General features: G+C 63.1%; 25 protein-coding genes, 1 tRNA gene and 1 other RNA gene. 14 read left to right on the top strand and 13 right to left on the bottom strand.

The genetic code is table 11. The features are described from left to right. Nucleotides 1–168: 168 nt before the first annotated feature. Nucleotides 169–489: a hypothetical protein gene (locus ACDH77_RS17865; protein ID WP_011348769.1), complete on the top strand. Its 321-nt coding sequence runs from the start codon at nucleotides 169–171 to the stop codon at nucleotides 487–489. 272 nt (nucleotides 490–761) lie between these two features. Next, a tRNA-Ile gene (locus tag ACDH77_RS17860) sits at nucleotides 762–837 on the top strand. A 398-nt stretch (nucleotides 838–1,235) separates the two neighbouring features. Here the strand turns inward: ACDH77_RS17860 and ACDH77_RS17855 are convergent. Next, nucleotides 1,236–2,338, bottom strand: a protein-coding gene (locus tag ACDH77_RS17855) for an IS3 family transposase (RefSeq protein ID WP_094030629.1) whose coding sequence is annotated in 2 segments (ribosomal slippage) — nucleotides 1,236–2,080 and nucleotides 2,080–2,338 — 1,104 coding nt in all. Because the reading frame shifts where the segments join, the coding sequence is not laid out codon by codon here. A gap of 132 nt (nucleotides 2,339–2,470) precedes the next feature. Here ACDH77_RS17855 and ACDH77_RS17850 point away from each other — a divergent pair. Next, nucleotides 2,471–2,797: a hypothetical protein gene (locus ACDH77_RS17850; RefSeq protein WP_146200106.1), complete on the top strand. Its 327-nt coding sequence runs from the start codon at nucleotides 2,471–2,473 to the stop codon at nucleotides 2,795–2,797. Between the two features lie 52 nt (nucleotides 2,798–2,849). Here ACDH77_RS17850 and ACDH77_RS17845 read toward each other — a convergent pair whose 3' ends face one another. From ACDH77_RS17845 to ACDH77_RS17825, 5 genes are all read right to left on the bottom strand, one after another. Next, nucleotides 2,850–3,902, bottom strand: coding sequence for a protein NO VEIN domain-containing protein (locus tag ACDH77_RS17845; protein ID WP_109291149.1), 1,053 nt, complete (start codon nucleotides 3,900–3,902; stop codon nucleotides 2,850–2,852). Nucleotides 3,903–4,340: 438 nt separating this feature from the next. Continuing rightward, nucleotides 4,341–4,868, bottom strand: coding sequence for an NAD(P)/FAD-dependent oxidoreductase (locus tag ACDH77_RS17840; protein ID WP_230201264.1), 528 nt, complete (start codon nucleotides 4,866–4,868; stop codon nucleotides 4,341–4,343). After that, nucleotides 4,868–5,503, bottom strand: a complete 636-nt coding sequence (locus ACDH77_RS17835) for an NAD(P)/FAD-dependent oxidoreductase (protein WP_228729018.1) — start codon at nucleotides 5,501–5,503, stop codon at nucleotides 4,868–4,870. Before ACDH77_RS17835 ends, ACDH77_RS17840 begins: the two co-directional genes overlap by 1 nt. 246 nt (nucleotides 5,504–5,749) lie before the next feature. After that, nucleotides 5,750–6,157: a nuclear transport factor 2 family protein gene (locus ACDH77_RS17830; protein WP_031425055.1), complete on the bottom strand. Its 408-nt coding sequence runs from the start codon at nucleotides 6,155–6,157 to the stop codon at nucleotides 5,750–5,752. A 56-nt stretch (nucleotides 6,158–6,213) separates the two neighbouring features. Next, nucleotides 6,214–6,996: an SDR family oxidoreductase gene (locus ACDH77_RS17825; RefSeq protein WP_014091194.1), complete on the bottom strand. Its 783-nt coding sequence runs from the start codon at nucleotides 6,994–6,996 to the stop codon at nucleotides 6,214–6,216. Between the two features lie 131 nt (nucleotides 6,997–7,127). On the opposite strand from ACDH77_RS17825, the gene ACDH77_RS17820 reads away from it, so the two are divergent. The 3 genes from ACDH77_RS17820 to map all read left to right on the top strand — a co-directional run bounded on the left by ACDH77_RS17820 (nucleotide 7,128) and on the right by map (nucleotide 9,285). Beyond that, complete coding sequence (locus ACDH77_RS17820) at nucleotides 7,128–8,051, top strand: LysR family transcriptional regulator (protein WP_031425052.1); 924 nt, start codon at nucleotides 7,128–7,130, stop codon at nucleotides 8,049–8,051. Between the two features lie 248 nt (nucleotides 8,052–8,299). Continuing rightward, entirely contained in the window at nucleotides 8,300–8,512 is a 213-nt protein-coding gene (locus tag ACDH77_RS17815; RefSeq protein ID WP_014091192.1) for a ParD-like family protein, read from the top strand. Continuing rightward, the gene (gene map, locus ACDH77_RS17810; protein WP_031425049.1) at nucleotides 8,509–9,285 is read left to right on the top strand and encodes a type I methionyl aminopeptidase; all 777 of its coding nucleotides are present in this window, start codon (nucleotides 8,509–8,511) and stop codon (nucleotides 9,283–9,285) included. Before ACDH77_RS17815 ends, map begins: the two co-directional genes overlap by 4 nt. Before the next feature lie 30 nt (nucleotides 9,286–9,315). On the opposite strand, the gene ACDH77_RS17805 is transcribed toward map, so the two are convergent. Then, nucleotides 9,316–9,861: a hypothetical protein gene (locus tag ACDH77_RS17805; RefSeq protein WP_031425047.1), complete on the bottom strand. Its 546-nt coding sequence runs from the start codon at nucleotides 9,859–9,861 to the stop codon at nucleotides 9,316–9,318. A 258-nt stretch (nucleotides 9,862–10,119) separates the two neighbouring features. On the opposite strand from ACDH77_RS17805, the gene ACDH77_RS17800 reads away from it, so the two are divergent. Together ACDH77_RS17800 and ACDH77_RS17795 are read left to right on the top strand one after the other, a co-directional pair. Beyond that, nucleotides 10,120–11,877 carry a chloride channel protein gene (locus ACDH77_RS17800; RefSeq protein WP_031425045.1) on the top strand — a complete coding sequence of 586 codons (1,758 nt, stop codon included), beginning with the start codon at nucleotides 10,120–10,122 and terminating at the stop codon, nucleotides 11,875–11,877. Nucleotides 11,878–12,139: 262 nt separating this feature from the next. Further along, the gene (locus ACDH77_RS17795; protein ID WP_042774032.1) at nucleotides 12,140–13,618 is read left to right on the top strand and encodes a SulP family inorganic anion transporter; all 1,479 of its coding nucleotides are present in this window, start codon (nucleotides 12,140–12,142) and stop codon (nucleotides 13,616–13,618) included. On the opposite strand, the gene ACDH77_RS17790 is transcribed toward ACDH77_RS17795, so the two are convergent. Continuing rightward, nucleotides 13,571–13,816 carry a hypothetical protein gene (locus ACDH77_RS17790; protein ID WP_031425041.1) on the bottom strand — a complete coding sequence of 82 codons (246 nt, stop codon included), beginning with the start codon at nucleotides 13,814–13,816 and terminating at the stop codon, nucleotides 13,571–13,573. The two genes, ACDH77_RS17795 and ACDH77_RS17790, sit on opposite strands and share 48 nt — an antisense overlap. A gap of 197 nt (nucleotides 13,817–14,013) precedes the next feature. Here ACDH77_RS17790 and ACDH77_RS17785 point away from each other — a divergent pair, with 197 nt between their 5' ends. From ACDH77_RS17785 to ACDH77_RS17775, 3 genes are all read left to right on the top strand, one after another. Further along, the gene (locus ACDH77_RS17785) at nucleotides 14,014–14,199 is read left to right on the top strand and encodes a hypothetical protein (RefSeq protein ID WP_031425039.1); all 186 of its coding nucleotides are present in this window, start codon (nucleotides 14,014–14,016) and stop codon (nucleotides 14,197–14,199) included. Nucleotides 14,200–14,481: 282 nt separating this feature from the next. Beyond that, nucleotides 14,482–14,712, top strand: a complete 231-nt coding sequence (locus ACDH77_RS17780; protein ID WP_008577645.1) for a DUF1653 domain-containing protein — start codon at nucleotides 14,482–14,484, stop codon at nucleotides 14,710–14,712. 54 nt (nucleotides 14,713–14,766) lie between these two features. Beyond that, entirely contained in the window at nucleotides 14,767–15,138 is a 372-nt protein-coding gene (locus ACDH77_RS17775) for a hypothetical protein (protein ID WP_031425037.1), read from the top strand. 68 nt (nucleotides 15,139–15,206) lie between these two features. Here ACDH77_RS17775 and ACDH77_RS17770 read toward each other — a convergent pair whose 3' ends face one another. Then, nucleotides 15,207–15,491: a YciI family protein gene (locus ACDH77_RS17770; RefSeq protein WP_008577649.1), complete on the bottom strand. Its 285-nt coding sequence runs from the start codon at nucleotides 15,489–15,491 to the stop codon at nucleotides 15,207–15,209. 3 nt (nucleotides 15,492–15,494) lie between these two features. Next, nucleotides 15,495–16,145, bottom strand: a complete 651-nt coding sequence (locus ACDH77_RS17765; RefSeq protein WP_014091184.1) for an FMN-dependent NADH-azoreductase — start codon at nucleotides 16,143–16,145, stop codon at nucleotides 15,495–15,497. Nucleotides 16,146–16,277: 132 nt separating this feature from the next. Here ACDH77_RS17765 and ACDH77_RS17760 point away from each other — a divergent pair, with 132 nt between their 5' ends. After that, a complete protein-coding gene (locus tag ACDH77_RS17760; RefSeq protein WP_014091183.1) occupies nucleotides 16,278–17,204 on the top strand; it encodes a LysR family transcriptional regulator in 927 nt (308 codons plus the stop codon). A gap of 60 nt (nucleotides 17,205–17,264) precedes the next feature. After that, nucleotides 17,265–17,341, top strand: a non-coding RNA gene (locus ACDH77_RS17755) — sX9 sRNA. Nucleotides 17,342–17,392: 51 nt separating this feature from the next. Here the strand turns inward: ACDH77_RS17755 and ACDH77_RS17750 are convergent. The 3 genes from ACDH77_RS17750 to ACDH77_RS17740 form a co-directional block, all read right to left on the bottom strand. Continuing rightward, nucleotides 17,393–18,178, bottom strand: a complete 786-nt coding sequence (locus ACDH77_RS17750) for an alpha/beta fold hydrolase (RefSeq protein ID WP_031425032.1) — start codon at nucleotides 18,176–18,178, stop codon at nucleotides 17,393–17,395. Nucleotides 18,179–18,472: 294 nt separating this feature from the next. Beyond that, entirely contained in the window at nucleotides 18,473–19,210 is a 738-nt protein-coding gene (locus ACDH77_RS17745) for a DNA/RNA non-specific endonuclease (RefSeq protein ID WP_031425030.1), read from the bottom strand. 462 nt (nucleotides 19,211–19,672) lie between these two features. Further along, complete coding sequence (locus ACDH77_RS17740; protein ID WP_011348740.1) at nucleotides 19,673–20,074, bottom strand: Rid family hydrolase; 402 nt, start codon at nucleotides 20,072–20,074, stop codon at nucleotides 19,673–19,675. Nucleotides 20,075–20,181: 107 nt separating this feature from the next. On the opposite strand from ACDH77_RS17740, the gene ACDH77_RS17735 reads away from it, so the two are divergent. Then, nucleotides 20,182–21,126, top strand: coding sequence for a LysR family transcriptional regulator (locus ACDH77_RS17735; protein WP_031425028.1), 945 nt, complete (start codon nucleotides 20,182–20,184; stop codon nucleotides 21,124–21,126). Nucleotides 21,127–21,144: the final 18 nt, after the last annotated feature.

Raw genomic sequence — 21,144 nt, 5'->3', positions numbered from 1 at the left:
TCACACAGCAGCCCCGCTCATGCGGGGCTGTTGCGTTATGGCGCAGGCAGTTGGCTATGCTTGGTAGCGGGTAGCGGTTGGTCGCATGCAAGGCATGCGTCAGTGAGGTAGCGCCGCGATGTTTCACGTACCGCCGACGAAGCTACACGGCCACGCAACATTAAACCGATGTTTCTGCAAACCTCACGTGGCGTTCTGACCGCGACTTCTAAGTTGGCCGACGAATGGAGACGAGATTGCTTTATGAGCAGGCAAAGCCGCTTTGAAACCACCACGTACCGCGAACACGAGATCCGCGTACGCGCCGAGCAGGCTTCCCCTGATGCCAAGTGGACGCTCTGGGTGGACGTGTACGCGCTCGGCGGCAAGCGCCAGCCGCGTATCGGTTGCAATGGGCTGGCCTATGCGACGTACCAGGAGGCCATTGCGCACGGCTTCCGCGCGGGTCGGCAGCTGATTGATGGGCAGTTTGAGACGGCTGATGCGTAAGGGGCGGGGATTTGGGATTGGTGATTCGGGATTGGTAGGTTTGCTGGGTGCGTCTAGATGACGCGATCGCGTGCATCACGCTAGAAATCTGATGCCAAAGCCCAGCCGCCGCTGGGCTTTTCGTTGTAGGCAGCCGACACGGGATCTCGCGGCAGTGAGCGCTGTATTGCTGCAGGCAGAGGGCGCATAGCAGACACGGCAACGTCCACACAGGTAAACTTTCGCGTCCGCGGCACGGCCCGACATGCTCGCCATCTCGCCGCCAGACACACGGGCCTATAGCTCAACGGTTAGAGCAGAGGACTCATAATCCTTTGGTTCCAGGTTCGAATCCTGGTGGGCCCACCAATTGCGCAGGCGTAGCGCTCTCTTTGTTCGTGTAAGCATAAGTTGGTCGAATCTGTCAACTTATGATGTCAATGCAGGCATAAGTTGTCCGCTGCAACTCGTGACACTAGTGGCTCGAGGCTAGGTCAGTCGAGTTCGCGAAATTCATAAAAAACAATTGCTTATAGAATTTCTGTTGACGGTGCAAAAAACCGAATGGCGAATTCTTCACCAGCGCATCCGTCGTGAGTCCGCGAAACATCTTGGGGATCTGATGGATAGGATTCTCCAGGATCCTGTGCCGAGCTTTTGCGTAGCAAAGGCTGGAGACTCCCCAGCTTTTGCATAAGGAAATGTTGCGCAATGCCCGTCGGATGATCTTCGCGGCGACGCCCCCCCGCTCTGAGTAGCGGCCGGGTTTAGAGTCCGGGGTTGATGATATCGGTGTTGGCCAGCTGTTGGGCATACGCAGATGGCGTCATGCCGCCAATGGCCTTCTTGGGTCGCTCCTCGTTGTATTCGCGTCGCCAGCGTTCGATCTCGGTACGCGCATGCAGCAGGGTTGGGAACCAGTGCTCGTTGAGGCATTCGTCGCGCAGCCGGCCATTGAACGATTCGACGTAGGCGTTCTGGTTTGGCTTGCCAGGCTGGATCAGCCGTAACTGCACGCCACGCGCATGTGCCCAGGCCACCATCGCTTTGCCGCAAAACTCCTTGCCGTTATCTGTGCGGATCACCTGTGGCAAGCCGCGACTGTGCGCCAGCCGATCCAGCACGCGTGTCACGCCATGGCCCGAGATTGCGCGCTCCACCTCGATGGCGATCGCTTCGTGGGTTGCATCGTCCACGATCACCAGACACTTGATCACTCGGCCTTCGGCGCTGCGGTCGAACACGAAATCCATCGACCACACCTGATTGGCCTGCGATGGCCGCAGCAGCGGCTGACGCTCTCCTATCAGCACCTTTTTGCGCTTGCGGCGCCGGACCTGCAGCTGCTGCTCGCGGTACAACCGCTCCACACGCTTGTAGTTCACGATGCGTCCTTCCTGTCGTAATTTGAGATAGATCATCCCCACACCATAACGGCGATGGCGATGCGCCAACGCACAGATGCGTTCGCGCAGTTCGACGTTGCGATCTTCGCGCGGGCAATATCGCAGCGCACTGGCGCTCATGCCGATCACTGCCAACGCACGACGCTCGCTGGCACCACGCCCGATCCACTCGCGCACCAGCATGCGACGCGCCGGTGCGCTCACCACTTTTTTCGCAGTGCATCCTTGATCAGGTCGTTCTCGAACAGCTGCTCGGCCAGCAACTTCTTCAGCCGCGCGTTCTCGGACTCAAGGTCCTTGAGCCGCTTGGCATCGGGCACGCTCATCCCGCCGAACTTGCTGCGCCACAGATAATAGGAAGCCTCGCTGAAGCCATGCCGCCGGCACAGGTCCTTGATCGCCACACCGGCATCAGCTTCGCGCAGGAAGCCGATGATCTGTTCTTCAGAAAAACGCTTCTTCACGTCCAATCTCCTCGAGTTAGGGAATTGGACTCCAAACTGAGGTGCTACTCAAAATCGGGGGGGCGTCGGGACCTCAGGAATTCACTCGGGAAGGTCGTCCAACGTCTCGACCCGAAGGACTTCGAGACGCTGGTGGACATGATGTTCCTTGCGGCGGGATGGAGGCGCTTGGGCCGAGTCGGGAGCACAGAGAAAACCAAGGATCTTGATCTTCAAATGCCTGTCACCGGAGAAACCGCGTGGGTGCAGATCAAGTGTGCAAGTAATGTCGGGGTATTCAATCGTTACTTGAAAGACAACGAGAAAATGAGTCAGTACGACAGGATGTTCTTTGTCTATCACACGGGAGAAGAGATCAGGTCCGATCAGGAGAATGTCGACGTACTGGGGCTGGAGAAGGTTGTCGACATGGTCATCAATGGAGGCTTTGTCGACTGGGTGCTGGAGCGCGCCCGATAGACGCAATTGTAGGTCCGAGGCCGGGCCGTATCCTCCTGCCTCGGCAGCTGCATCAGGAAAGCGTCAATATCGCGGCTGTTTTTTCATCTACCTCAAGCTGTACGTACTGGTTGCGTATCTCGTCTATCCATTGCTTTTGGCCGAAATCATACGAGAGCAGATGCAGATTTGCTGCGCTCAGCGCGGACGTGACAACGGCGATGCGATAGCTCGGCAACGAGCCGTCCATATGCAGGCGAATATAGCGATACTCATTTGGGGTCACTCCAACCGTAAGGTCCGGTCCCGACAGACCCTTCACCTCAACTCGTCGGAATGGCGCCTTCTGCGCGTCCAGGTCACTCTTCTGGAATACATTGAGGTCCCAGCCAACATTGTCTTTCTCGACGCTGCGAATTGGGTGAGCAGCGTAAAACTCCTTAACAACGGCTACTGCCGCGGCCTCAACCTGGGCATTGCGTTCGGGATCAGAGGTTCTGTTGGCGCCGCAGCTACCCTTCCGTGACGTTCCTAAGAAGCAATGCCGTGCGAGCAAGGCGCGGACCTGCGTCATGAATGCTGGAACGTCGGCATGCTCGCTGTGCCCCGGAAACCACCAGTTTGCCTGGCCAATCCAACCAGGGGGCCGGCCCAGTACAAGCGTCCGTTCCTCGATCGGCAGGCATCGGACATTGCGTGTATTCGCGGAGACCATGTAGCTGTCCACCTTGTCGAGCTTATGTTGAGAAGTTGGCGGCTTCTTGTGGAGCTGACGCCCGCGATAGACCACTGCGTCCAGATAGTAACCAATCACCCGGCGACCACCGCCGTTGGGCTCAGTCGAAACCCATATCACGTCAATGTGCTCGATGCTGTCCGCGTCGTCGCTAGCACCCAGCTTTCCGATGCTGACTTTCCGGTCGACTTTGCCCTTGATGGTTTCGAAGTGCCCGAAAACCGATCCCGAGGGCATCGTTAGAAAATTGCAGCATTCGTGCCCATGATGATTCTCATCAACCCACTTGCCCCCTCCGACAATGCTGTCTGGTTGTCGCTCCAGCCCTTGGTACCGCGCCATCCACCCAATGTTGCAGACCAGTACTGGCCGAGATTTGGCTATGTTCATTCGTTTGGATCGCCCTCGTATTGTCTCCGTCGGCCGGCATCCCCCACTTTTCAGTAGTGGGCTCTGTAGTGTCCAGGATTCATCGTAGCGGTTTTCTTGGATCTCGCATGACTTCTATCCGCTCCAGCCAGGCCTTGCCAGGCCTGCGCGGACTGCCGCTCTAGCCTCTGGCCGGCCTGGCCTCACGAACCCGTCCGCTCGCGTAGCAGAAAGCGTCGTTATGCCCTTGTCCCTTAGCGCGGATAGGCCTGACCAGAATGCTGTAGTTAGGGGTAAATAGTTCGCGGACAACTTATGCTTTTAATTGGCGGACAACTTATGTCTTCAAGAACACTCTTCCTGTAAGCATAGTTGGCTTGAGGATCCCCGCTAAGCTCGTTTCCGCCGACGCAAGACCGCCGCGGTTAGCGCGTCGCGCTTGAACGCCACCTACTTCCCTTACACCTGGTGGGCAGAAAACAAGTTCACCACGCTGGCAGGCGAATTGAAGCCGAAGAACTGTGCATGATTGCTCGCACTCTGCTCCGCGAGAGCGGTGCTACGTGGGAACAGCGCATTGTCATAGGCACTCAGTGCCGCCTCGATCTGGCCCGGGTTCTCAATGATCGAACGTGCGAGCTCGGCTCCGTCGTAGATGGCGAGGTTTGCACCTTCTCCCGCAAACGGTGACATCAGGTGCGCAGCGTCGCCGACGAGCGTTACGCCCGGAGTGCGTGCCCAAGCATGTTCGATCGGCAGTGCATAAATCGGGCGAATGATGGGTGCGCTGTCAGTGTGGGTAATCATGGCCAACAGAGCTGGAGCCCAATCTTCGAACTCGTTGGCAATGCGGCGCATCGCGGCTGTAGGCCGACCAAAGTCGAGCTCGCGAAACCATGCTTCGGGCTTGGTCAACGCAATGTAGCTGCGTAGCGCGCCGTCTGCGTATCTGTGGGTAAAGATGCCTTGGCCGGGGGCTAAAGCCATCAATGTGCCGCGCCCGACCATCTTGGCGCTAGCCGGACATTTGGTGCTGGCATCGGTGAGAGATGTCTCGATAAAAGTGGTGCCCACGTATGCGGGGGTGCGGTCGACAGCAACGGCCGAACCTTCGACCATGCGCCGTCCGCTCCGACAACCAGGCCCGCCGTGATCGATGAACCGTCGGCAAAAGTGAGGGCAAGCGCTCCGTCCGCATTGCGTGCTGCCCGTATGAGCTTGCGACCCCAATGAATGGCATCGGAGGGCAGAGAGTCAATCAACAGCCGGCGGAGTGCGCTGCGGTCCACCTCCGGTCTGAGAGAGCCGACAGAGCGTTGTCTGTCGAACAGAATCGTGCCGTGCTTGTCACTCACGCGCTTGGCGTCCTCGCCCGGGAGGACGAGGGACAGGAAGGCGTCGTGGAGGCCTGCCGCGGTTAAGCCTAGCTGCCCGTTCCATTCGTGTATGTCTAGCAGGCCGCCTTGTGATCTGGCGTCGCGTGAAGCCTCGGCCTCATAGATGGTGGCGGAGATGCCGTTGATGTGGAGGACACGTGCGAGTGTCAAACCGCCCAGACCAGCACCGACGATAGCGATCTGATCAGTTGAAGATAGACGTGGGTTGGTGTTGTTGGCTGTCATGAGCGCTCCAAATACAACGAGCGTTCGCACAGGCGGCAGCTCGAAGAAAGGCCGGGTGATCTCGGCGAGGGGCGCTGGCCAACCTAGCAAGCATGCTGGATGGCGTGTATTCGATCTCTTGGTGCCGACGGCACGCAGGCGAACGTTTTTCGCGTCGCGCGCATTCTTGCATTGATCCGCTTCCTCGAACAATCCCTTGGAAGAGCAGGTTCGTAACGCGTCAGCCGCACTCCGAACATGGGCTGATCAGCGCCGCGCCGCGGCAGCCACCGCAAAGCTGTCTTCAAGCATCAGGAAGTGCGAGATCTCGTTCCCCGTGATGGTGAGCACGATCGTAAACGGCGTCTCGATGAGCTTTCCGCTGGCGGTGATGCGGCTGGCGAGCTCGCCCACGATGACGGCGCGGTCGTTGCTGGCCAGTAGGTCATGCACCTCGAACCGGATGCGCTCCATCAGGGTGCCGGAATCACGCACGAACGCTTCCACCGCGCCGCGCCCGCTGCGTCGCCCAATCCACGGCAGTGCGGATGGATCGCCTGGGATATGCCATTGCAGATCCGCACTGAACATCGCCGCGATCGTCTCAGGCGATGCACCGGAGCCGATCTTTTCAAGGAAGTTTTGCGCAATCGCCAAATTGTTTTGCATGCTCATCTTGTTTGTCTCTGGTGGGCTGGAAGTGCACTCACGGTAGCGCGCTGCACGTATGGTCAGATCTGGGTCAGGCCGCCGTCCACTGTCAGCTCGATGCCGGTGATGTAGGAGGCATCGTCCGATGCCAGGAAGGACATCGCCTTGGCCATCTCATCCGGGCTCGCTGCGCGGCCCAGCGGGGCCTTCAGTTGGATTTCGGCCAGGTAGGCGTCGATGTCTTCGTCGCTCATGCCCAATTCGGATTTATAGGCGGGTGTGACCACGACGCCGGGCGCGATCAGGTTGATGCGAATGTCGCGACCTTTCAGTTCCGATGCCCATGTCCTGACGAAAGAGCGCAGTGCCGCCTTCGTTGCGGCATACACGCCGAAATTGGCGACGCCTTGATTGGCCGCGATGGAGCCCGTCACCACGATGGCGCTGCCGGCGCGCATCAGTGGCAGCGCCTTCTGCACGGTCAGCAGGGTGCCCTTGACGTTGATGTCGAAGTACTTGTCGAAGCCTGCTTCGGTAATGGATTCGATTGGCGCAAATTCGCCGCCGCCTGCGTTGGCAAGCAGCAGGTCCAGTCGTCCATGCGCGGTGGCGATGACGTCCATGACGGCGTCAAGCTCTGCACCAACGGAAATGTCGGCGCGTACCGCCGTGGCGCCATGGCCGATCTCGGCGACCGCCCGGTCCAGTTCCTGCTGCCGGCGGCCGCTGATGACCACCGTTGCACCCTCCAGTGCCAGCCGCTTTGCGGCGGCCAGGCCGATGCCCGAGCTGCCGCCGGTGACCAGGGCAATCTTCCCGGCGTGTTTGGTGGGATGGATGTTGGCCAGATCCTGGACGTGCATGGTGTTTACCTCTTGAGCGGAGTTCCCGCGTTGCAGGCAGTCTATTGACCCTCGCTGCGGCGATAAATCGGCGTATTGTTGATTCTTTATTTCCCTGCGGGAATAATCCGGCGCTCTAGGCGGAGCGATCAATGGATCACCTGCAGGCAATCCGCGCCTTTGCGCGCGTTGTGGAAACCGGTGGGTTCAACCGTGCGGCGGAATCGCTGCAGATGCCTAATGCCACGCTGAGCAAGTCGATCAGCGCGCTGGAAAAACATCTGGGAGTCACATTGCTTGAACGCAGCACGCGCCGCGTGCGTGTCAGCAACGACGGCGCTGCGTATTACGCGCGCGTGCGGCACCTGCTCACGGAGCTGGACGACGTGGAAGCCACGTTGGGGCGTGCCCAGGGCAGTCCCAAGGGCCGGCTTCGTGTAGATACGGGCGGCTCGACGGCGTGCGGATTGTTGATCCCCGCATTGCCGGAGTTCTGTGCGCGCTATCCGGATATCCAGCTGCAGCTCGGCGTCACCGATCGCACGGTGGATGTCATCGGCGAAAACATCGACTGCGCGATCCGCAGCACGGCAGACGACGGCGCGCTGATATCGCGCAAGATCGGCAGCCTTGCCTGGACCACCTGCGCGAGCCCTGACTATCTCGCACGCTACGGTGTCCCGACCCACCCGGAACAGCTGAAAAGCCCGGCGTTTCCCGTGGTGGGCTACTTCTCCGCGCATAGCGGCAAAGCGCCGCCGCTGCATTTCCTGGACGATGGCGCGCCGCTGGAGATCGTTCCCAACTGCAGCGTGATGGTCAACGAGAGCAACGCGCATCTGGCGACCGGATTGGCCGGGCTCGGGCTGATCCACACGCTCGATTTCATGGTGCGGCCGGCCATCGAACGCGGCGCGCTGGTGCCGGTTCTGCAGGACTGGCGCCCGGCGCCATTGGATGTCTTCATCGCCTATGCGCCCAGCCGACAGTTGAGCACCAAGGTGCGTGTGTTTATCGAGTGGGTGAGCGAAATCTATGCCCGGATCGGGCGGACACATTCGGTGGTCGAGCGCTGACGAACGCAACCTGTGGCGTTCACGTGATGTGCGGCGTTTGCTTCCGGGCGTTGTGGCATCGCATCGGCCCGGGGCCGGTTCGCTTTTGTGCCGTGCTCACCGTACTGCGAGGTTGCCGGGCCTGTCCGACAAGGCACGCAGCACACGCCGGACAGGCATCGCCCTCCACGGCGCCCCGCCCCGGAGCGATTGCGTGCAAATATACGTTTCATATACGATTCGTATATCGACGCAAAACGAGAGCCATCATGGGCATCGTCAATATCGACGACGACCTGCACGACCAACTGCGCCGTGCGTGCACGGTGAGTAGCCGTTCGATCAATGCGCAGGCCAATTTCTGGATCAAGGTCGGCATGCTGTGCGAGATGCATCCGGACACGACGTTTCAGCAGATCGTGGCCGAACAATTGCGCGCGGCGGGCGTACGGCCGCAAGCCTTGAAACCGGGCCGGGCGTGATCAAGTCGCCCGATGAGATCGCGCTGATGGCGGTGTCTGGCCAGCTCCTGGCGCAGGTATTCGATGCGCTGGATCGCTTGCCGCTGGAAGGTCGCAGCACGCTGGAACTCAACGGGTTTGTCGAGCGCATGATTGTCGATGAGCTCGACGCACGGCCTGCGAGCAAGGGGCAGTACGGTTTCGAGTTCGTACTCAACGCATCCATCGACGATGTGGTCTGCCATGGCGTGCCATCGGCCGACGACGTGTTGCGCAGCGGGCAGATCGTCAACCTGGACATTACGCTGGAAAAGAACGGCTATATCGCCGATTCCAGTACCACGTACCTGGTGGGCGAGGTCGCTTACCCGGCACGTCGCCTGGTGCAGGCCACGTATCAGGCGATGTGGAGAGGGATTGCAGCGGTGCGCCCGGGCGCGCGCTTGGGCGATATCGGCCATGCCATTGCGCGGCACGCGCGTGCGCACGGCTATAGCGTGGTCAAGGAATACTGCGGGCACGGCATCGGCCGTGAGATGCATGAAGACCCGCAGATCCTGCACTACGGTCACGCGGGCACCGGCTTGGAACTACAGGAAGGCATGGTGTTCACCATCGAGCCGATGATCAACCAGGGCCGTGCGGCGATCCGTTCGCAACCGGATCAGTGGCCGGTGCATACGCGCGATGGCAGGTTGTCGGCGCAGTTCGAGCATACCGTGGCGGTGACGCGCACTGGCGTACGTGTGTTGACCTTGCGGCCCGGCGAAGTGCCGCTGTGCGTGGTGGAGTGACGCACCGCAACGCATGGCGTCAGGCGGGTGTCAGTCGGCCTGCACGCGCGGCGTCGCCTCTGGTCGGCGCGGAATCAGCGGGGTGGTGTTGGTGTGCAGAAGCATGCGCACGGCCGCTTCGACACTGATGAAACGGCTGCGTTGCAGCAGATAGGACAGCATGAGAAGTCCCGCGAACATCAGCGTGGCCCCTGGCCTGACGACGGCTGCCGGAACCAGGAACCCGACCACCATCATCACTACGGTCCAGTTGCAGAAACCGCTCACGATGATCTCGCGTTGCCGACGGTCGATCACGATGCGCCCGCGCATGATCATCGGATAGACACCGCCGACGAACAGGAAGGTTTCGCGAAACGCGTACACGTCTTCGGACAGGCGATGGAACCGCAAGTCGGGCCAGCGCGATGGCTCGACCGCATTTTCTACCTGCGCCAGCGAAAAGCAGGCCAACGCATCGCGGGTCACCGCAATACGCCGTGTAAACACCGGCAGGCCCCAGCTGAAGTAGGGGCGGTTCCAGGTGATCAGCAAGAGGCCTTCGGTGGCAATCAAGCCCAGCAGCAGGTAGAGCATCGTGCATCCCTGTTCGAGTGGCTCAACGATCGCACGCGCAGGTGCGCCGCGTGCCGGCTCCGATTCTGGCGCCTGAATGCCTGGCCCTGCAATCACGCCTGCGGCGCGGCGCGCGTTTCATCGCCGCGCCAGATTGGCTCAGGTCAGCGGCGCTCAGGCACACTAGGCCCCACAGCGGACGCCGGCTCTGCCGGTGCCGACCCCGCAATCACTGGTCCCATGCAGCCACTTTCCCACACCTTGCCGGCCGTGCACGCCATGGCGGCGCAACTCCGCCGGCCGCTGGACGGCTTGCGCAGGCAGCTGCGCGCCAACGATCTCTGGTTCATCGCCCTGGCCGCGCTGGTGGGGCTGATCGCGGCTGGATTGATGGTGCTGCAGGCCGGTATCGCGCATGGCCTGCAGAGCTGGCTATACGCGCTCGCGCCCGAGCAGCGGCTCAGCACGGCCACCTCGATGACGGCAACGCAGCTGCTGGTGTTGCCGCTGGGCGGCTTGCTGGTTGGTCTGGTGACGCTGATGGCGCGGCGGCGCAAGCGGCCCCTCGTGGATGCGGTGGAAGCCAATGCCTTGCATGGCGGGCGCATGTCGATGCGCGACAACCTGATCGTTGCGGTGCAGACCTTGTTGTCCAACGGCTTCGGTGCGTCGGTGGGACTGGAGGCGACCTACACGCAAATGGGGTCGGGTGCCGGCTCGCAGCTGGGGCGCGTGTTGCGGGTGCGGCGTGCCGACATGCGCACGCTGGTGGGCGCCGGCGCGGCCGGTGCGATTGCCGGCGCCTTCGGCGCGCCGCTGGCCGGTGCGTTCTATGCGTTCGAGATCGTCATCGGTGCCTACACGCCATCGGCATTGGCACCGGTGGCCGCCGCCGCATTGGCTGGCGCGTTCATGGCCAATGCCCTGGGCGCAGCGCCGTACTCGTTGCCTGCTGCGGTGGCCTACCAATTGCAGCCGCGCGACTATGCGGTCTACATCGCGCTGGGCCTGGCGTGCGCGTTGATCGGCATTGCGGTGATGCGCCTGGTCGCCGGCATCGAACGCGGCGTGGGCCGCATCAATCTGCCGGTGTGGGGGCGCCCGGTCATCGGTGGGTTGCTGCTGATTCCGCTGGCGCTGTATTCGCCGCAGGTGCTGTCCTCGGGGCATGGCGCATTGCATCTGGACCTGACCAGCAGCAGTACCTTGCAGGTGCTCGCCATCCTGCTGGTGCTCAAGTGCATTGCGTCGGGAATTTCGCTGGGTTTCGGCTTCCGCGGCGGTCTGTTCTTCGCATCGTTGTTCATGGGCTCGCTGGTGGGCAGCCTGTTCGCGGTGAGCCTGAACCTGTTGCTGGGCGCTGCGGTGGTGGACACCACCAGTGCATCGCTGGTGGGCATGGCTGCATTGGCGGCGGCCATCGTTGGCGCGCCGATGACCATGGCCATGTTGATCCTGGAAGGCACGCACGATTTCGTGCTGGCCAGCGCAGTGATGGCGGCGGTGCTGGTGGCCAATACCGTGGTGCGGCAGGTGTTCGGTTATTCGTTCTCCACCTGGCGGCTGCATCTGCGTGGCGAAAACATCCGCAGTGCGCGCGATGTGGGCTGGGTGCGCAATCTGTCGGCTGGCAAGATGATGCGCAAGGATGCCAACCACACCGCGCACGACATCAGCGTGGCCGAATTCCGCCGGCGGTTCCCGTTGGGCTCCACGCAACGCGTGGTGCTGGAAGATGCAGACGGACACTATGCCGGCGTGGTGCCGCTGGCCGTGCTGTACGCCGACAATGTGCAGCTGGACGCCCCGGTCGGCGACTATGCCAAGCACCGCGATGCGGCGCTGCTGGCCGACACCGACATCGTGGCGATCATGAAGGTCTTCGATACGACACAGGCCGATGAGTTGGCCGTGATCGACAGCGATCGCAAGGTACTGGGCGTGCTGTCGGAGGGATTCGTGCGCAAGCGCTACGCCGAAGAACTGGAAAAACGCGAGCGCGAACTGATGGGCGAACGCGTGGCTAGCGACGACTGAGCCGCGTGCTGTCAGCAACGGCTGCGCGCATGCGTGCGCATCGTTGATCTGTGTCTGATGTTCGATGCGCAGACACAGGCGCAGCGTCGGGTTGTTCGGGCTAGCCTGAGCGCGTTAGTATCGCCACTGCTCAAGAACGATCTCCTTGGACACATGACACCACCCTGACCTCAGGCCTTACGCGCTCGCAGTTGCTGCGAAGGTCCAGGTGTTTGACGTGCATGTAATGCGCCGTGTGGTTGCCGGCGCAAGGAGTCGTTCAATGTCCAGAAGTTTCCCGTTGCGCCAGCAATGGCTCGGCAACGTGCGTGGCGATGTGCTCGCCGGCATCGTGGTCGCGCTTGCGCTGATTCCCGAAGCCATCGCGTTTTCGATCATTGCCGGCGTTGATCCCAAGGTTGGGCTCTACGCGGCGTTCTGTCTTGCAGTGGTGACTTCGATCGCCGGTGGTCGGCCAGGCATGATTTCTGCCGCCACCGGTGCCATGGCGTTGTTGATGGTGGATGTGGTCAAGGACCATGGGGTGCAGTACCTGCTGGCGGCGACCGTGCTGGCGGGCGTGCTGCAGCTGATTGCAGCCGCATTGCGTCTGGGCGCATTGATGCGTTTTGTCTCGCGCTCGGTGATCACCGGCTTCGTCAACGCATTGGCAATTCTGATCTTCCTGGCACAGCTGCCGGAGTTGGTCGGCATGCCATGGCCGGTGTATGCGGTGTGTGCAGCGGCATTGGTCATCATCTATCTGCTCCCGCGCGTCACCACGGCGATTCCTTCGCCGCTGGTCGCAATTGTGGTGTTGACGGCGGCATGCGCGTACTGGCACCTCGATCTCCGGCACGTGGGCGACATGGGCCACCTGCCTGATAGCCTGCCGGTATTTTTGCTGCCGGACGTGCCGCTGACATGGGACAGCGTGCGCATCCTGCTGCCGGTATCGACGACGCTGGCGGTGGTCGGCTTGCTGGAGTCGTTGATGACGGCGCAGATTGTCGAAGACCTGACCGATACCCCATCGCAGCGCAACCGCGAATGCGCAGGTCAAGGACTGGCGAACATGGTGGCGGGCTGCTTCGGTGGCATGGCTGGCTGCGCGATGATCGGGCAGTCGGTCATCAATGTGCGCTCGGGCGGACGTGGGCGCTTGTCGTGCCTGGTGGCCGGCGTCGTCCTGCTGCTGATGGTGGTCTATGGCGCGGCCTGGGTGCGCCAGATTCCGATGGCGGCACTGGTGGCGGTGATGATCATGGTCAGCATCGGCACCTTCAACTGGGGATCGCTGCGCGATCTGCGCAGGCACCCGGCAAGTTCGTCGGTGGTGATGTTGGGCACCGTCGTGGTCACGGTCTGGACGCACGATCTGGCGCGCGGCGTGTTGGTCGGCGTCCTGCTGTCGGCACTGTTCTTCGCGCGCAAGGTCGGGCGCTTGCTGCAGGTGCATGCCAGCGATGGCGATGATGGGGTACGCGTGTATGCGGTGCGCGGCCAGGTGTTCTTCGCATCGGCCGGGCAATTCGTCGCCAGCTTCGATTTCCTCGGCACGCCGCCGAAGGTGCTGATCGATCTGAGCCACGCGCATTTCTGGGACATCAGTGCGGTAGCGGCGCTGGATCGGGTGGTGTTCAAATTGCGCGCGCACGGCGCCGAGGTCGAGGTGGCTGGCGCGAATCAGGCCAGCAACGCGCTGATCGACACCCTAGGAACCCATCGGCGCGATGGCGCGCGGCTGCAGCTCGGTCACTGAGCTGGGCTGCTCGCGCCCAGCCAGCGCGGCTGTCGGCAAGGCCGATTGGCGTGCATGCGCGTCCAGCAACGCGGACAGGCGACGATGGCAATCGCGGAAGGCCAGTGCAGAGGCCGGCATGTCGCAGGCGTCGAAGGTGCGTGCCTCGGCCTTCCAGGAGGCGAGCAGGTCTTCCAGATCGCAGATCAAGCTCGGCATGGTGTTTCCTCGGTAGGCGTCCTGCTGTCTACGGGGAGAGGCGATACGCGGATGCAAGCCGGCGCGGGGCGACCCTGCGCTGAGCCACAATGGTTCAGATACTGCGATGAACGGCGCATTTTTTGGGTGCGGCACACGTGCGCATCACAGGGCCGGGAGGAGGGTGGGCAGGCGGTCTTCTGCCGCGGGAGCTGACCATGGGCAACAACCAGAATGCCAACCGGGGTATCGACGACCCGACGCCACCCAACGGCGTCAAGGCGCCGGGCAAGAATGAGGATCTGCTGCAGGACGGGCCTGCGCAGGACAGCGAAATCGATGACGACGACAGCATCGAGGACGAACTGGACGAAGAGGACGAAGGGGACGAAGAGGACACCTGAGCTTGGTTCTGCGGGACGCACGCGATTGCGGCGAGCCCCGACGGCGCACGACAGGCCCCGATGCTGTCGACGGCGCGAGGTGCCATGGCCGTCGCTGCAGTGGCGGCCGGTGCGCCTCTTTCAAGGCAGGCGCCAGCGACACGGCGGACCCGGCCTGCCGAGAATGCAAGGCGTGTGGATGTCCGTCATCGACCGCCGGCGGCCAGCGTCAACACAAGCCGGCTCGCCACACATTGCGTGCGGTCCTAAACTCCAGGGCCTTTCGATCGCGTTGATACCGCCATGGACACCCTGCCGCCGTTACCTTCCATCGCACTGGGCGAGTACCGTCATTTCAAAGGCGGCCGCTATGAGGTGCTCGGTGTGGTGCGCAGCAGCGAAACCCTGGAGCCGCTGGTGCTGTATCGGCCACTGGAGCGCGATATCGGGTTGTGGGTGCGCCCGTATGCGATGTTCGTCGAGCAGGTCGAGGTGGACGGTGTCGCCCGCGCTCGCTTCGAACGCGTGGAGTGAGCGCCGCGCGCACTGCCGCGATGCGGCAACCGTACGCCTGGCCTTGAGCGCGCGATGACTGCCGCGACCACGCCCCTCACGACGCCCGACGGCCGTTACCTCGTCGTGCGAGCGCGCCTGTGGCGCACCAGCAACCCGCACCTGAGCGAAGAGGTGCGTGCCGCGTTGGTCAGTGCACTCATGGATGCGCGACGCGCGGTCAAGGCCGCCAAGCGCGACGACGATGCACAACGCCTGTTGGCCGCGCGCGGTGCGGTCGATGCAGCCAAGGTCGCCTTGGGTGAACGCGGCGCGGTGTGGTGGACCGATGGTGCCAAGGATTTCAACCGGCATCTGGTCAAGAACACCCCGTACGCTGCGTGGTTTGCGGCAAGCGGCCCCGCGCCCCGGCCTGCAAGCGTCGACACGCCTGCAGGTCTCGATTGACAACGACGCCTGTGTCGCTACGACGAATGCCCTGACCGCGGCGTCGCATTCCACCGGCATGGTCTCGTTCAACCGGGCAAAAACCCTTTGGCGCGCAGTGCTGGCTCGAAACGGCGTATGCCGACATCCACCAACTGATGCAGCACGAACGGGTCTTGCGCCACAACCCGATCCAGTGCCGACGCATCGGTGTGGTGGGCTAGCACGATGCCGCCAAGACCATCGGCCGATGGGCCGGCCGCGAGGAATAGCCCAGTATCGATGTGCTCCCGCAACCACTGCTTGTGGGCGTCCAGATGTGCGGCCAGTGCCGGCGGGGCGACGCGATAGGTGAGGGTGATGAGATGCAACATGGCTCAGGCCTCCACGCGCGCGCGCGCGACCCCGCGCCCGACACTGCGCACGACATCGGCAATGGAGGCCTGCGCACTGATCAATGCGGCCGCGGCCGGCTCCGGACCACGCGACTGATTTTCCGCGCGCACGAAGTGCACGTCGCGCACGCCCAGAAAGCCGAACGTTGCGGTCAGATACGCCTCCTGAAAATCCAGTGAGGCCATCGGCCCTTGCGTGTACATGCCCCCGCGCGAGGACGCCACGATCAGCTGCTTGCCGCCGGCCAGGCCTTCGGGCCCGTTAGCGGTATAACGAAACGTACGGCCGGGCTGGGCGATGCGATCGATCCAGGCCTTGAGTTGGGTCGGCACCGAAAAGTTGTACATCGGCGCGCCGATCACCACGATGTCGCTGGCGAGGAATTCGTCCACCAGTTGCTCGGACAATGCATGTTCGGCCACCAATGCCGCGTCGCTGGCTGGTTGCGGCAGCGGGCGGAAGCCGGCAGCAATCGCGCCGGAAAGGTGCGCGATGGGAACCGCGGCAAGGTCGCGATAGGTGGCGTGTAGATCGTCAATCGCTGCGTGCAGGTCCTGCACCACCTGGGCGGTGAGCTGGCGGGAGACCGACGTGTCGGTCAGGATGCTGGAATCGAGATGGAGCAAGCGCATGGTGGGCTCGTGTGCTGTGGTCGGTGGCGGCACTCTACGAAGCGCCCTCGGGCGCAGGTAGGCCGCTGGCGGATGACAAACTGTCCTGCCTGGCAGGACAATGACGGCCTCCTTGCGTGGGGTTGGATTCAGATGGAAGACCTCAACGACTTCGCGCTGCTGGTGGCAGTGGTCGACCACGGCAGCTTCTCGGCGGCCGGTCGCGCGTTGGGGTTTCCCCGCTCCAAGGTCAGTCGGCGGGTGGCAGATCTGGAGCAACGCCTGGGCGTGCGGCTGTTGCAGCGTTCAACCCGTGCGGTCAGCCTCACCGAGGTCGGTGCCGAGTTCTATACGCACTGCAAATCCATCACCCGCTCGGCGCAATGGGCGCTGGATGTGGCCGAGCGCGCCACGCAGCATCCCTCCGGCCGGATCCGCGTGAGCTGCCCGACCGGTGTGGCGCATCTGTTTCTGGCCGAGCTCTTGCCGCGGTTTTTGTTGGCGCATCCGGATGTGCAGGTCGATCTGGAGCTGACCAGTCGACGGGTGGAACTGATTGCCGAAGGCATCGACGTGGCGATACGGGTGCGTTCGAGCCTGGACGATTCCGGCTTGATCCTGCGCTCGTTCGGCGTCAGCCGGCAGGCGTTGGTGGCAAGCCCCGGGTTCGTGCACGCGCATGGGCCGTTCGCCTCTGCCGCGGCACTGCATGAGGTACTGGGAATGGGCCCGCGTGGCGTCAATGGCGAGCCGCCCCGGTGGCGGCTCACCAGCCCGCAAGGCACCAGCGAACTGGTGGACTACCGTTCGCGCCTGTTCACCGAGGATGTCGAGCTGCTGCACCACGCGGCGCTGGCCGGCATGGGCGTGGCGCAGTTGCCGCTGGCCCTGTGCAGGGGCAGCATCGCCCGCGGCGAACTGGTGGTGCTATTGGGCGACCACACGTTGCCGGTGCATCAACTACACGCCGTGTATCCCTCGCGTCGCGGACTGGCGCCGGGCGTGCGCGCCTTGATCGAGTTCCTGGTCGACGTCCTGCCTGCGGTGCTGGAGAGCGCCGAACACGAGGTATCAGGCTAAGCGCAGCGAACAAAACGACTGTGCAGCGCCAGGCGGGCGCAGCCGATGCTCGGAATCGGCATATACCACTCGTAAAAGGCGGTTCTGAGCGCGTCGTCCGCACCCGCCGGACGACTGCTCGCTACGTTTTGTTAGCCGACCTGAGCGCATGTAAGGGCCGCCGCGACACGCCAGGTTCGTGTTGGTGCTCACCGCGATGGCGTACCGATGGTACGCGCGGCACGTGCGATGAACTCGGCCACCTTGGCGGGCTGCGCAACCAGCGAAAGATGGCTGGATGCGATGGTGGTACTGGTGGCACCGATCTGCTTGGCGATGGCGCGCTGCACATCCGGACGCAACGCATTGTCGTTGTCGGTGATCAGGTACCACGTCGGTTTGCGATGCCACGCGGCCTGCGAAACCGCGTCGCCGAACGCGGCAGCGGTCATCGGCTGCTGGACGGCGGCAAGCTGCCGGACCTTGGCCAGCGGCACATCGGCGGCCATCACGTGCTGGTAGGTCGCCGCGTCGTCGAGCCAGACCAGGCCCTGCGCATCCGGCTGCAAACCTTCCATCGGCGCTTTCAGGCGTGCCAGCAGCGTGCCGACCGACTCGCCGGTATCGGGTACCAGGGCCGACAGATAGACGATGCCCTTGACGTTGTCGGCGTTGCCCGATTCGGTCACCACCGCGCCGCCCCAGGAGTGCCCGACCAGCAGCACGTCGCCAGGTTGTCGCTCCAGCACGCGGCGGGTCGCAGCGACGTCGTCGGCCAGCGAGGTGAGCGGATTCTGCACTGCAGTGACGTGATAGCCCTGGCGCTGTAACGCCTCGATCACGCCAGACCAGCTGGAGCCATCGGCAAATGCGCCATGCACCAGCACGATGGTAGGCAGGCCCTGCACAGGTGCGGCGGTTGCCGGGCCGGCAGCGAAGATCGACAGGGCGCTCAGCAAGGCGAGGCCGGCGTTGGCAGACAAGGGGGATGGCATGAGCGTGATCGCAAGAGGTGGGAGAGAGAGTGCGATCAAGCATATGTCGGCCGTTGGCCGTCAAAACAGCGCAGACCTCGCCAATAAATGTGGCAGCGCTGACACACCTGACACATGGCTGGCGCCCGCGGGACCGCAGTCCATTCCACCGGCACGCCGGCTCTGCGATGGAGATGTCGAGCCGCGCGCAGGCTGTCACGCAGGCGGCGCGGCGCCACGCAGCCAGTGCCCGCCGTGCCGTGACCCAACCCGGCACAGGCCGGGCTGGGCGGCATGCCGTGGATGCAGCGCGACTCAACCCAGATCGCAATTGCTCGGCTGCGGCCAGGTGGTGGACGGCAGCATGGCTTTGACAGCCGCCGGTGCGCTGATGCCGATGGTGCTGGCGCCGTAGAGGTCTTCGAGTTCGTCGATGCTGACGATATAGCTGTCCAACGCACCCAGGTTGGCGCTATTGGGAATCAGCCAGCTGATGGCGCGCGAACCGCCGCTCGGGTTGGCGGTGATGATGGTCTTCCAGAAGAAATCCGGCGTGCGGATGCCGTGGCTGCTGAGGAAGTAATCGTTGCTGGTGTCGCTGTAGATCACGCCGCCGTAAACCTGCACGCTGGCGATGTCGCGATAGCACTCGGCCACGTTCTCTGCCTGTACCCAGATGCCCTGATTGAAGCTGGCCACCTGCGGCACGATGTTGCTCATGAGGTTGGCGCGGCGGATGTAGGTCGCGTTGTAGTCCATGTGGTTGGAGGTCACCAGATGGCCGCGGTCATAGCCGGAACGCACGCTGGCATACGAGGCCGTGGAGGTCTGGCCGGCACAGCCGCTGGGCAATTCGGTATCCAGATTGAAGCTGGACGGGCGTGCAGCCGAGCCCGTGTCGGCCTGCAGCACGTATTCGTAGCGCAGTGCGGTGCGGTTGGTGCAGTCGTACGTCAGCGTATAGCCGCCCTTGTTGAGGGTTACCACCTGCGCCTGTGCGGCGGCGCTGAAGGTGGTGAGAAGCACAACGACGAAAAAGGTCTTCAAGCGCATGGAAGTCAATCTCCTTGAAATCATCGGACGCACGAAGCCGCCGCCGCGATGCGTCAGCACATCGACGTTGGACAACGCGCCAGGGGAACAGAGGGCTCGCGGCATGGCGAGCGCTACAGCTATCGCATACGAATGTTGCTTGTTGGTGACTTGGGCCCGAGCAGCGTGCGGTCGCCCAGATCTTGTTTCGGCGTGTAGCCAAGCGCTTGGCATTCGGTCTGGAGGCGATGCCGTTGATGAGGCTGATGCTCTCGGCGATCTTCTTCGCTGATGTTTGGAGATCTGACAGGGGTGCGATGGGCACGTTGCGCGGCGTGGACACAGGCAACGCCACGCGCTGGCGAGCCAGGCGTGGCCGATCGAATGCGAGACGCGCCCGCGTGCGCTGGTTGCGTTGCGCAGGCGCAGATCTGCTGCAGGCGGGATGGCGCGCGATGACTGCCGCGCAGGCAATGGGAGGTGTTATGCAGCCTTCGCCGGCAGCTTGACCACCACCTTGATCTCAAACTGGAAGCCGGCCAGCCAGGTCACGCCGACCGCGGTGACGGTGGGGTAGGGGGCCGGGCCCCAGTAGCTGACCCACTTGTCCCACATTGCCTCGAACACCACCTCGGGGTTGACCATGAACAAGGTGACGTCGACCACATCCTGCGAAGTGCAGCCGGCCGCGGCAAGGACGGCATCCAGGTTGACGAAGGCGCGGGCAATTTCCGCGTCCAGCTCGGGCTCGGGCGAGCCGTCCTCGCGGCTGCCGACCTGGCCGGCGACAAACAGCAGGTCATCGGCGCGTACCGCCGGCGAGTAATGGTGGCGCTCGTACAGGGCGTGGCGCCCCTGCGGGAAAACGACGTCGCGTGTGGCCATGTGGCTCTCCATCGAAGTGCATCAGAACGAAGGCACACGTTAGGCGGGTCTGCAGTTGCGATAAATCGGCAGCATCGACCAACACTGTTTGTAGAATCCAAACAATCTTGGCCGCGGGAGCAGTGGTGGATCGATTCGATGCAATGCAGGCGTTTGCGCGCGTGGTCGAGACCGGCAGTTTCACCAAGGCGGCCGAACACTTGGACATGAGCCGCGCCAGCGTGACCCAGCTGGTGCAGCAACTGGAAGCGCGCCTGCGGGTGAAGCTGCTCAATCGCACCACGCGCCGGGTGCAGGTCACTGCCGATGGCGCGGCCTATTACGAGCGCGTGCTGCGCCTGCTGGCAGACCTGGACGATGCCGAAACCAGCCTGTCGGTTGCAGCCAGCTTGCCACGCGGGCGCCTGCGCGTGGACGTGCCCAGCCCATTGGCGCGGCTGATCCTGATGCCGGCGTTGCCGGCATTCCATGCGCGTTATCCGGAGATCCAGCTGGACATGGGCGTGAGCGACCGCCGGGTGGATCTGATCGGCGAAAACGTCGATTGCGTGATACGCGGCGGCACCATCACCGACCAGTCGCTGATCGCGCGTCACGTGGGCGACCTGCAGGCCGGCGTGTACGCAGCGCCCGATTACCTGCAGCGGCTGGGCACCCCGACGCATCCAACCGAGCTGGAAAATACACGGCATCGTTGCGTCGGCTTCATGCGCTGGGGCAGCAGCACAACCGTGCCGTATGTGATGCAACGCGGCGACGAGGCGGTGCGCGTGCATGGCCGCCACGTGGTGGCCGCCGACGATGGCAATGCCTATCTGGCCGCCGGCCTGGCCGGCATGGGTGTGCTGTGGCTGCCGGTGTACATGGCCAACGCGCATGTCGCCAGCGGCGAACTGGTGCCGATCTTTCAGGACTGGCAGCTGGAAGCGATGCCGCTGTCGATCGCCTTCCCACCCAACCGCCATGTCAGCGCCAAGCTGCGTGTGTTCATCGATTGGGTGATTGCGCTGATGGCCGAGCATGCGCCAGTGATGGCGCCCGCACCGCGGTGAGCGCCACAGGGATGCGCG

It is taken from the genome of Xanthomonas axonopodis pv. maculifoliigardeniae (assembly GCF_041519315.1).
Taxonomy (GTDB): domain Bacteria; phylum Pseudomonadota; class Gammaproteobacteria; order Xanthomonadales; family Xanthomonadaceae; genus Xanthomonas; species Xanthomonas euvesicatoria.
The sequence above is the reverse complement of the archived record's forward strand: the minus strand, read 5'-3'. Positions and strand labels throughout refer to the sequence as shown.